General features: G+C 64.7%; 7 protein-coding genes. 6 read left to right on the top strand and 1 reads right to left on the bottom strand.

The features are described from left to right. Positions 1-285 precede the first annotated feature (285 nt). Positions 286-564 (bottom strand): HU family DNA-binding protein, encoded by a 279-nt coding sequence (locus tag M3I53_RS28650; protein ID WP_027815965.1) that lies wholly within the window; start codon positions 562-564, stop codon positions 286-288. Positions 565-1,025: 461 nt separating this feature from the next. Here M3I53_RS28650 and mnmC point away from each other — a divergent pair, with 461 nt between their 5' ends. The 6 genes from mnmC (at position 1,026) to M3I53_RS28620 (ending at position 9,907) form a co-directional block, all read left to right on the top strand. After that, positions 1,026-3,002: a bifunctional tRNA (5-methylaminomethyl-2-thiouridine)(34)-methyltransferase MnmD/FAD-dependent 5-carboxymethylaminomethyl-2-thiouridine(34) oxidoreductase MnmC gene (gene mnmC, locus M3I53_RS28645; protein ID WP_254319216.1), complete on the top strand. Its 1,977-nt coding sequence runs from the start codon at positions 1,026-1,028 to the stop codon at positions 3,000-3,002. Between the two features lie 881 nt (positions 3,003-3,883). Further along, positions 3,884-5,089 carry a cation:proton antiporter gene (locus M3I53_RS28640; protein ID WP_254319215.1) on the top strand — a complete coding sequence of 402 codons (1,206 nt, stop codon included), beginning with the start codon at positions 3,884-3,886 and terminating at the stop codon, positions 5,087-5,089. Positions 5,090-5,144: 55 nt separating this feature from the next. Then, positions 5,145-6,260, top strand: a complete 1,116-nt coding sequence (locus M3I53_RS28635) for a YbdK family carboxylate-amine ligase (protein WP_254319214.1) — start codon at positions 5,145-5,147, stop codon at positions 6,258-6,260. A 763-nt stretch (positions 6,261-7,023) separates the two neighbouring features. After that, entirely contained in the window at positions 7,024-7,662 is a 639-nt protein-coding gene (locus M3I53_RS28630) for a MarR family winged helix-turn-helix transcriptional regulator (RefSeq protein WP_254319213.1), read from the top strand. Positions 7,663-7,935: 273 nt separating this feature from the next. After that, positions 7,936-8,664, top strand: a complete 729-nt coding sequence (locus M3I53_RS28625) for a glutamine amidotransferase (protein WP_254319212.1) — start codon at positions 7,936-7,938, stop codon at positions 8,662-8,664. Between the two features lie 130 nt (positions 8,665-8,794). Next, the gene (locus M3I53_RS28620; RefSeq protein WP_254319211.1) at positions 8,795-9,907 is read left to right on the top strand and encodes an NADH:flavin oxidoreductase/NADH oxidase; all 1,113 of its coding nucleotides are present in this window, start codon (positions 8,795-8,797) and stop codon (positions 9,905-9,907) included. The last annotated feature ends 100 nt before the right edge of the window (positions 9,908-10,007 follow it).

The raw sequence follows: 10,007 nt of genomic DNA, 5'->3' as shown, positions 1-10,007 counted from the left end.
CCGCACACCTGCCAGATCTACCTCCCCGGTCTTTGATGGTTGTGGACTTCGCGATCATTTGCTCGCTCGTCCGACCTGGTGGGCCTCATATCTGGTTTCTGTTCGTCAGGTCGCGGCTTTGCTACACGCTTCCTTCAGACCCCGCCTCGCGACGACGCCCTTGCGTTTCACTAGCCCTTCGCCCCATCTGGCTGGGCAGGGGACTCTCACCCCCAAGCTGTTGCGCATGCTCGGCGCACAAAAAAAACCCGCCAGGGGCGGGTGTCAACTTAAAGCGGCAATGCCTTAGCGCTTGTTGACGGCGTCCTTGAACGCCTTGCCAGCCGTGAACTTGACGGTCTTGGCAGCGGGAATCTTGATGGTTTCGCCGGTCTTCGGGTTACGGCCCGTACGGGCTGCGCGCTTGCCCGAACCGAAGCTGCCGAAGCCGATCAGCTGAACCGCGTCACCTTTCGACACAGCCTTCTTGACCACTTCGAGGAGCGTGTCCAGCGTCTCGCCGGTTTGTGCCTTGCTAGCGCCCGTCTGTGCTGCGACGGCGTCGATCAGTTCCTGTTTATTCATTGAGAAGTTCCTTTCTGTGTTTAGGTTGACACGAACAGCGCGAACGCGCCGATTATACGGACGCGTGCCGCGCCGTCGAGCAGCGACGGACCCGGAGCACCCCGGCGTTTTCGCGTTGCGGCGACTAGCGTGTGTCTGCTGCCGCAACGTCCGTGCTGCCGCTTCCCTGGGCGGCGCTTGCTATGATAGCGCAGCGCAAACCCAATAACGACAAGGGTTTCGAAGATTTCGCGCGGGAATTGCGGGTTTTTGGAGCTTGCAGACCTTTTTAGGGTGTCCACCCCCGCAAATCCCCCCGCCTTCGACGTTTTTCCCGCCGCATACGTTGCGCCGCGCCAACGCAGCATGCGCGCAAACGCCGGTCCGGCAAGCGTTTGCGGCGACGCGATCGGCCTTCGCCACACGCTTTTTCCAGCCTCGCGGCTTGCCCGTTTCCTCTTTACCTCTGGCTTCGCGTTCCCATGACCGCCACCCTGACACCCGCCACGCTCGCTTTCCGGGAAGACGGCACACCGTTTTCGCCCATCTATGGCGACGTTTATCACAGCACCGCGGGCGCATTCGCACAGGCCCAGGCCGTCTTTCTGAACGGCAACGCGCTGCCGCAGCGTTGGCAAGACCGGCGAATCTTCACCGTGGTCGAAACCGGTTTCGGCATGGGCGTGAACTTTCTCGCCACGTGGTCGGCATGGCGCGACGACCCCGCCCGCTGCGAACGCCTGCATTTCGTGTCGGTGGAAAAACATCCGTTCGCGCGCAACGACCTGCAAAGCGCACTCGACGCAGTCGTTGCGCACGCACGCGAAGCGCCGCTCGCGCGTGAACTCGTGAACGCCTGGCCGATGCTCGTGCCGGGCAGCCACCGCCTGGAGTTCGAGGGCGGACGCGTCACACTCACGCTCGTGTTCGGCGATGCACTCGAGGTATTTCCCAAAATGTGGCTGCGCGCCGATGCGATCTACCTCGACGGCTTCGCGCCCGCGAAGAATCCCGACATCTGGTCGCCGGCCATTTTCAAGGCGCTGGCACGCATCGCCGGCGAGGACGCCACCGTCGCGACCTGGAGCAGTTCGGGCGACGTCAAGCGCGCGCTGCAGCAAAACGGCTTCGAATACCAAAAGGTGGAAGGCTTCAACGGCAAGTGGGCGATGCTGGTCGGACGCTTCGCACCGCGCTGGCGCGTGCGCCGCTACGAGCCGCCGCTGCCGCTTGCGCTGCGCGAGCGGCACGCCGTCGTCGTGGGAGCGGGACTCGCCGGCTGCGCGCTGGTCGAGCGGCTGGCCGTGCGCGGCTGGCGCGTAACGCTCGTCGAACGCAACGCCGCGCCCGCGCTCGAGGCATCGGGCAACCCGGCCGGCGTGTTTCATCCGCTGATTTCGCGCGACGACAGCAGCGCATCGCGCATCACGCGCGCGGGGTTTCTCTACGCGCTGCAACGCTGGGCCGCGCTCGAAGCCGCCGGCCATGCGCCCAGGCGCTCACGCGCCGGCTTGCTCCATCTCGCCACCGACGAAGAATCGCGCGCCGTCGCCGCCGCGCTGGAATCGTTCGGCTATCCCGAAGAATTCGTGTGCGCGGTTACGCAGGAGCAAGCGCAGGCGCTGGCCGGCGTTGCGCTCGCTCAGGGTGGGTGGTTCTATCCGCAGGGCGGCGCGATCGACCCGGCAACGCTCTGCCGCGCCCAATGCGCCTTCGCCGCGGCGCTGCCCGGCGCCCAGGTCGAAACACGTTTCGGTGTGCGTATCGGTCACATTGCCCGCGCCGGCGAACAGGAATCCGACGAATGGGAGGTGTTCGACGACGCGGGACGGCTCGTGGCCCAGGCGGGGGCGGTGATTTTCGCCAACGCCCAGGACGCCTCGCGCGCCGCCGCGCTCGCGCATGCGCCCACGCGCATCGTGCGCGGCCAGCTGACGCTCGTCGATCCCAGCCCGCTCGCGAACCTGCGCGTGCCCGTGATCGGCGAGGGCTATGCGGTGCCGCTCCAAGGCGGCGTCACGCTCGCGGGCGCCACCTACGAAGTCGACGACGCCGACGACGCGCTGCGCGCCGCCGGCCATACCGAGAATATCGAACGCGTCGCGCCGATGCTCCCCGAGCTTGCCGCGGTCCAGAGCGAGCGCGACTTCGGGGGCCGCGTGGCGTTCCGCTGCGTCACCAGCGACCGCATGCCGATGCTCGGCCCGCTCGCCGACGAAGACGCCGCACGCCGCGACGCCCAGCGTCTGGCCGGCGCATGGCCGCGCGACCTGCCGCGCGCACGCGGCCTCTATGGCGCCTATGCGTTTGGCTCGCGTGGGCTCGTGTGGGCGGAGTTGGGAGCCGAGTTGATCGCGTCGCAACTGGAAGGCGAGCCGTGGCCGCTGGAGCGGGAACTCGCTGACCAGCTGGATCCGGCGCGCTTCCTGCAGCGCGCCTTGCGCCAGCGCAGTCTTTGAAGCGCGTTACGCGAAAAGAGCCGCGCAGGTTATCCACCCAAATCTGTGGATAACCGCGCGAATTGGCAGCGAATCGAGTGTGGAAGCGGTGTGGACGTAAACTGGGTAACTCAGCACGACCCATTCCAGGCCCAAAAGTTACTCTTCGAAGTGCGCATGGACCGCACATGCTTTGCGCGTGGTTGCGCGAACGCCAACTCGCGGATTCCTTTCGGTAAACCGCGGTTATCCACAGGAAATCCAGGCCCTTGTTAACTTCTACTACGTATACATACGGTAAACAGTAAACCCCAAAGCTTGCGCCATCGCTGCCGGCAAGCTGCGCTCGAAACCCCTGACGAAAGCCGCGGCGCCGGTGCGGTCATTTTTTCCGGATACGTCGTCAAAAGCGCCCAATGCGGACGCAATTACCGTCTTTGTCGATGCTTTCGAAGAGGTCGGAACAATTGCAAAAAAGCTATGGCACAATCGCCGTTCTTTCCGCGTCAAATGCCGCATGAGACGGTCGACGCATCCAAGGAACGGTTGCCCCTCGTCCTGAATCTGAGTGCTCAGGGTGGACGGCAGCGTTCGTTCATCCAACGCGGGCGCAGCCACACCACACGCAAAGCGCCCGTACCGGCTGTTCGCCGCACCCCGGCGCTGCCTGCCGCAGCGTGTTGCCGCACTGGTTTGCCTGCACTCGCCGCACGAAGCGCCTCGTCGCGCCAGCTCGTCCAATCGTCATATCGTCGGGCCAGCGGGCTGCACGGGTTGAGCGCGCCAGGCAGGCAGACAGTGCGGCACGCGGCTTGCCTGTTAGCCAGCCGTATGTCGATCTAACGTCGGACAGCCGGATTCGATCCCCCGCAAGATGTCGTTGCCAAGGAGAAGCCATTACGATGAAGTCGGCGTTTTCGTTTTTTCCCGCCTGGCCGTTGCAACTCGACGGAATTTTCTGGGCCGGGCTCGCGCTGCTCGCCGCCGGTTTGTGCGGCGAGCTTTGTTATCGGGCCTGGCGCTTGCCGCGGATCTCGGGCTATGGGGTGATCGGGCTGATTGCCGGATCGGCCGGCTTCGGCGTGATCGACGCCGATGTCGGCACGGCCGCGCGGCCGTTGCTCGACGTCGCGCTCGGGCTGCTGCTGTTCGAACTGGGCAGCCGTCTCGACCTGCGCTGGATCCGCCGCAATCCCTGGCTCATCCTGTCGAGTCTTGCCGAGTCCTCGCTCACCTTCGTGCTCGTGCTCGCGGTGCTGCTGTTTCTTTCCGTACCGACGATGATCGCGCTCGTCGTGTCCGCAATCGCCATGGCGACGTCGCCTGCCATGGTGATCCAGCTCAAGACCGAGCTGCGCGCAGAAGGCCAGGTCACGCAGCGTCTGCTCACGCTCACGGCGCTCAACAGCATGTATGCGGTGATCGTCGAAAAGCTCGCCTCTACCTGGCTGCATCAGGAAATGTACGGCAACGTCTTCGCGACGATCCTGCAGCCGCTTTATCTGCTCATCGGCTCGCTGATTCTCGCGTTCGTGCTGGCCCGCGCGTGCACGCTGTTTTACCGTCGGCTGAGCCCGCAGGACGAGCACTCGTTCGTCGCGCTCTTCGGCCTCGTGCTGCTGGCGATCGCCATTGCGCACCTGCTCAAGCTCTCGACGATCCTGAGCCTGCTCGCCGCGGGGATCATCGTGAAGAATCTGGAGCCGCGCCCGCAGCTTTGGCCGCAGCATTTCGGCACCGCCGGATGGCTACTCACGGTGATTCTGTTCGTGCTCACGCTCACCGCCTTCGAGTGGCACGACATTCTCGTCGGCGGCGCGGCGGCGGCAGGGCTGATCGTCGCCCGTCTCGCGGCCAAGCTCGTCGGCGTGCTGATATTCGCCAAGCCGAGCGGGCTGCACTGGAAGCAGGGTGTGGCGCTCGGTCTCGCCTTGACGCCGATGTCGGCGCTCGCGCTGCTGCTTGTCGAGGACACCTACGAGCTCTATCCGACGTTCGATCCGCGCCTGCGCGCGATCATTCTTTGCTCGATCGTCGTGCTCCAGCTCTTCGGACCTTGGGTGGTCTATCGCGCGCTTGCGCTCGTCGGCGAACGCGGCGAAAAATGAATCTCGCGGCGCGCGCGGCCGGCGGCTTGCGCGCGACGCCCCGACAGGAAACGCCATGTCACTTGAAACGTTTGTCGATTCGAAGCCGTTCACTTTCGGCGTCGAACTCGAAATGCAGATCGTCAACACGCACGACTACGATCTGACCAAGGCGGGGAGCGACCTCATGCGCCTCCTCAAGGATCAGGAGATTCCGGGCAATATCACGCCCGAAATCACCGAAAGCATGATCGAACTCTCCACCGGCATCTGTACGAATCACGAGCAGGCCGTGGCCGATCTGCGCAAGATTCGCGACACGCTCGTCGCCGCGGCCGATCGTCTCAACGTCGGTCTGTGCGGCGGCGGTACCCACGCGTTCCAGCAATGGAGCGACCGGCGCATCGTCGATACGCCGCGCTTTCAGTATCTTTCCGAGCTGTACGGCTACCTGGCGAAGCAGTTCACGGTGTTCGGCCAGCACGTCCATATCGGCTGTCCGGATGCGGACAGCGCGCTCTTCCTGCTGCACTCCCTTTCGCGCTTCATCCCGCATTTCATCGCGCTCTCGGCATCGTCGCCCTATGTCCAGGGCGTGGACACCGGATTTCATTCGGCACGACTGAATTCCGTGTTCGCGTTTCCGCTGTCGGGCCGCGCGCCGTTCGTGCTGAGCTGGGAGGAGTTCAAGGAGTACTTCTCGAAGATGGTGCACACGGGCGTTGTCAACAGCATGAAAGACTTCTACTGGGACATCCGTCCGAAACCCGGCTTCGGCACGATCGAGGTGCGCGTGATGGACACGCCGCTTTCGGTGGAGCGCGCGGCCGCGATCGCCTGCTACATCCAGACGCTCGCGCGTCATCTGCTCACCGACCGGCCGATCGCGCCGCTCGAAGACGACTACCTCGTGTACACGTTCAACCGCTTCCAGGCATGCCGTTTCGGCCTGGCCGGCACCTGCGTGAATCCGCAAACGGGCGAGCGCCGCACGATTTCCGAAGACATTCTCGAAACGCTCGACAAGATCGCGCCGCACGGCGAGGTGCTCGGTTCGACGCGCGCGCTCGCCGAAATCGGCGCAATCGCCCGTGCGCAGAACAACGACGCCACGTGGCTGCGCAGCGTGGTGGCCGAGGAAAAATCGCTGCACGAAGCAGTGCGTCAGCAGTGCCTGCGCTGGCGCGCCTGACGGGAATCGAAAGGGGAGCCAGCGGACACACAGGACCACTGACCGATTTTCGCGGGGTGCCGGGCGCACCCCGCGCCGGCAAGACGGGACGCAAGGGCAGCTTTCGGGCTGCCCTTCGTGCTTTCCGGAACCGGAAAACGGGTAGGAAGCGTGTGAAAAGCGGGCCAAATACGGGCCGCGTTGGTTCCGCACGCCACTTTTTTCGAAGCGGACAAAATTTTTTTTGCCTGCTTCGAGGTACCTGGGGGTTCTTATTTTTTTCACCTGGGTCCCGACATGGTCCATATTCAAGGACAAATGGCCCAGGCCGTTGTGGGTAACCTTCGTTTTCCCTGCAAACTCAATGGACTACGTAATGATTGGTTAAGCACGATCGGGCAGATTCCAGTTGCGTTCGAGGCAGAAATCCGCGATAACCTGCAAGGGTCGCGGGGCGACGACGGCGAGCAGCGAGGAACCTGTACACAAGTCAATCGCGTGCTTATCAACGGGTTATCCACAATTCGCGTTGGATAAGTTAGCTGTGCGATTTGCCGCTCTCGCATAGAATGTCGGTTTGCTGCACCGGCGTCGGGACTTGAAGGATGTTTCCGGGGCCTGCGGCAAGAAACATGACAGTGCAACGCATACGATTGCGTGTGCGAAGCAGGAGTTTTTTAGATGGTGCGGCGCTCAGGGAACCGGGCGCCAGCGTTCCCACAGGCCGTCGGTCAAAGCGGCGGCTGACGATGCAGCGCAAGCTGCCAATAACCAGCGAAAGACTATGAGCGAAGGCGTATACGGAGAGCAGGCAGCCGGGCGGGTGACCCATAGCCTGCTGCGACTTAGCACGGCAATGCGGAGCCAGGCGTGGGACTGGGCCGAAGGGGCAGGACTCACGCCTACCCAGGGCGAAATTCTCGTGCTGCTGATGCAGCGTAAGGGGCCGATGCGCCTCGGCGAGATCGCGCGAGAAACGGCCCTCACGGCCGCGACCACGAGCGATGCGGTGAGCACGCTCGAAACCAAGGGGCTCGTCGAAAAGCGCCGTGCGCTCGACGACGGCCGCGCACTCGCGGTGCGTCTCACCTCGCGCGGCCGCACGGCGGCGAAGAAGGCCTCGCAGTGGCCCGATTTCCTGTCGAAGGCGGTCGGCACGCTGAAGGCGGACGAGCAGTCCACGCTGTATCGCACGCTGCTCAAGACGGTTTTTCTGCTCGAATCGCAGGAAACCAGCCCGCAACACCGCATGTGCCTGACCTGCTCGCATTTCGAGCCGAGCAAGAACCCGAAGAAGACGCCGCATCACTGCCAGCTCCTGAACATCGACATGGCTGACACGGATCTGCGTCTCGATTGCTCGGTCTACGAACAGGCCGACGTGACGACCCAGAAGAAAAACTGGAAGATCTTCGCGGTTTAAGGCCGAAGCTGCGCCGCCGCCCCATGCGGGCGGCGTGCGTCATGCATGTAATGCACCGTAATGCGAAGCATCGCGCGGTTGTTGGCCTGCCGACTTTGCGTGCCGAGTTTGCGTGCCGACTTTGCGTGCATCAAATGCGTGCATGGCAATTTGTGTAGTTCTCGCAAGTATTGGCCACACATTTTGTGTCACGACCGTTGGCCCAAACGATCGCACGCGCCGTGAAAAAGTGGTGACGTGCATGCCGCCCACAGCCGACCCGGGAATTTGCCGATGAATCGCGAAGTATTGGCCGTGCGCCATGTCTATTTCGAGGACCTCGGCAGCTTCGAGCGCGTGCTCGGCGACCGCGGCCGCCCCGTGCGCTACGTCGATGTCGGCTTTGCACGTGTCCGTGCGCTCAATCCCTTGTCGGCGTCGCTCATGGTCGTGCTCGGCGGCCCGATCAACGCGTGCGACGATGCGCGCTATCCCACGCTCGTTCCCCTTGCCGCGATGATCGAAAAGCGCATCGCGGCGGGTCTGCCTACGCTCGGCATCTGCCTCGGCGCGCAACTCATTGCGCGCGTGCTCGGGGCGCGCGTGTATGCGGGCCCCCAGCCCGAAATCGGGTGGACGCCGCTTACGCTCACCGAAGCCGGCCGCGCCTCGCCGCTGCGGCACCTCGACGGCGCGGCGACTTCCATGCTGCACTGGCATGGCGATACCTTCGATCTGCCGCAGGGCGCAACGCGTCTCGCTTCCACGCCGCTCTGCGAGAACCAGGCGTTTTCGTGGGGCGACTACGTGCTCGGCCTGCAGTGTCATCCCGAAGTGCGCGCCGACCGCTTCGAGCCCTGGCTGATCGGTCATGCGGCCGAAATCGCCGGCGCGGGCGTGGACGTGAACGCGCTGCGCGACGACACGGCCCGCCACGGGCCGCTCCTCGAAGCGCAGGCGAGCCGCATGTTCGGCGAATGGCTCGATGCCGTCGACGCCCGGATGGCCGCGCGCCAGCCCTGACCCGCGCCTGAACGCGGCTTGATCGACCTCGCGCGGGCGCACGCCGCGCAGGCGTTGTGTGGCTTGTCGAACGCGTGAAAAAAGCGCGTGCTATCCTCGAACGCTTCTGCCAACCGTCCGTGGACCTCCCATGAGCAAGCTCTTCACTCCGCTCGAACTGCGTGGCGTGACGCTCCCCAATCGCATCGTCGTTTCGCCGATGTGCCAGTACTCCGCCGAGCGCGGCGAAGCCAGCGACTGGCACATGATCCATCTCGGCCACCTGGCGCTTTCGGGCGCGGCGATGCTCTGCATCGAAGCGACGGCCGTCGAGCCGGACGGCCGCATCACGCCGGGCTGTCTCGGACTGTGGGACGACGTGACCGAAGCCGCACTCGAGCCCGTGATCGCCGCCATTCGCCGCCACTCGCCCATTCGCGTCGCCATGCAGATCTCGCACGCGGGTCGCAAGGCGTCGAGTCATGTGCCCTGGGACGGCGGCCAGCTGATTCCGGTTGCCGACGGCGGGTGGCTGCCGCACGCGCCTTCGGCGCTCGCGCACAAGGAGGGCGAGGCGCCCCCGCTCGCACTCGACGTTGCGGGGCTGAATCGCGTGCGCGATGCGTTCGTGGCCACGGCGCGCCGCGCGGCGCGTCTTGGCATCGACGCCCTCGAAATCCACGCGGCGCACGGCTACTTGCTGCACCAATTTCTCTCGCCGATCGCGAACCAGCGCAGCGACGAGTACGGCGGCTCGCGCGAAAACCGCATGCGCTTTCCGCTCGAAGTGTTCGACGCCGTGCGCGCCGAATTTCCCGCCGATCGCCCGATTGGCGTGCGCGTGTCGGCGACGGATTGGGTCGATGGCGGCTGGACCCCTGAGGACACCGTCGTCTTCGCGCAGGCGCTCAAGGCGCGCGGCGCCGACTGGATCGACGTGTCGTCGGGCGGCGTGTCGCCGCTGCAAAAGATTCCGCTCGAGCCCGGCTATCAGGTGCCGTTCGCGCGCAAGGTGAAGGACGAAACCGGCGTGACGACTATCGCGGTGGGCCTGATCACCGACGCCTTGCAGGCCAACCAGATCGTCGAAGACGGCGAAGCCGACATGATCGCGATGGCGCGCGCGATGCTCTACGATCCGCGCTGGCCATGGCACGCCGCGGCGCAGCTCGGCGCGAGCGTGAGTGCGCCGCCGCAATACTGGCGCTCGCAACCGCGCGAGTTGAAGAAGCTGTTCGGCGAGACGACGCTCGGCCAGCGCTGAAACACGCTGCGGGCGTCGGTTTTTCACGGCGCATATGGGTTGAACGAAAGAGCCGCGAGCGTGTACGATGCCGTCTGTGGCGCGCCGGGCGTCGCATGAG

The sequence above is a fragment of the Paraburkholderia sp. CNPSo 3272 genome (assembly GCF_024206495.1).
GTDB lineage: Bacteria > Pseudomonadota > Gammaproteobacteria > Burkholderiales > Burkholderiaceae > Paraburkholderia.
The sequence above is the reverse complement of the archived record's forward strand: the minus strand, read 5'-3'. Positions and strand labels throughout refer to the sequence as shown.

Bases quoted from the DNA above. Each gene is read 5' to 3' on its own strand.
- M3I53_RS28650 (WP_027815965.1), bottom strand. From the start codon at position 564: ATGAATAAACAGGAACTGATCGACGCCGTCGCAGCACAGACGGGCGCT.
- mnmC (WP_254319216.1), top strand. From the start codon at position 1,026: ATGACCGCCACCCTGACACCCGCCACGCTCGCTTTCCGGGAAGACGGC.
- M3I53_RS28640 (WP_254319215.1), top strand. From the start codon at position 3,884: ATGAAGTCGGCGTTTTCGTTTTTTCCCGCCTGGCCGTTGCAACTCGAC.
- M3I53_RS28635 (WP_254319214.1), top strand. From the start codon at position 5,145: ATGTCACTTGAAACGTTTGTCGATTCGAAGCCGTTCACTTTCGGCGTC.
- M3I53_RS28630 (WP_254319213.1), top strand. From the start codon at position 7,024: ATGAGCGAAGGCGTATACGGAGAGCAGGCAGCCGGGCGGGTGACCCAT.
- M3I53_RS28625 (WP_254319212.1), top strand. From the start codon at position 7,936: ATGAATCGCGAAGTATTGGCCGTGCGCCATGTCTATTTCGAGGACCTC.
- M3I53_RS28620 (WP_254319211.1), top strand. From the start codon at position 8,795: ATGAGCAAGCTCTTCACTCCGCTCGAACTGCGTGGCGTGACGCTCCCC.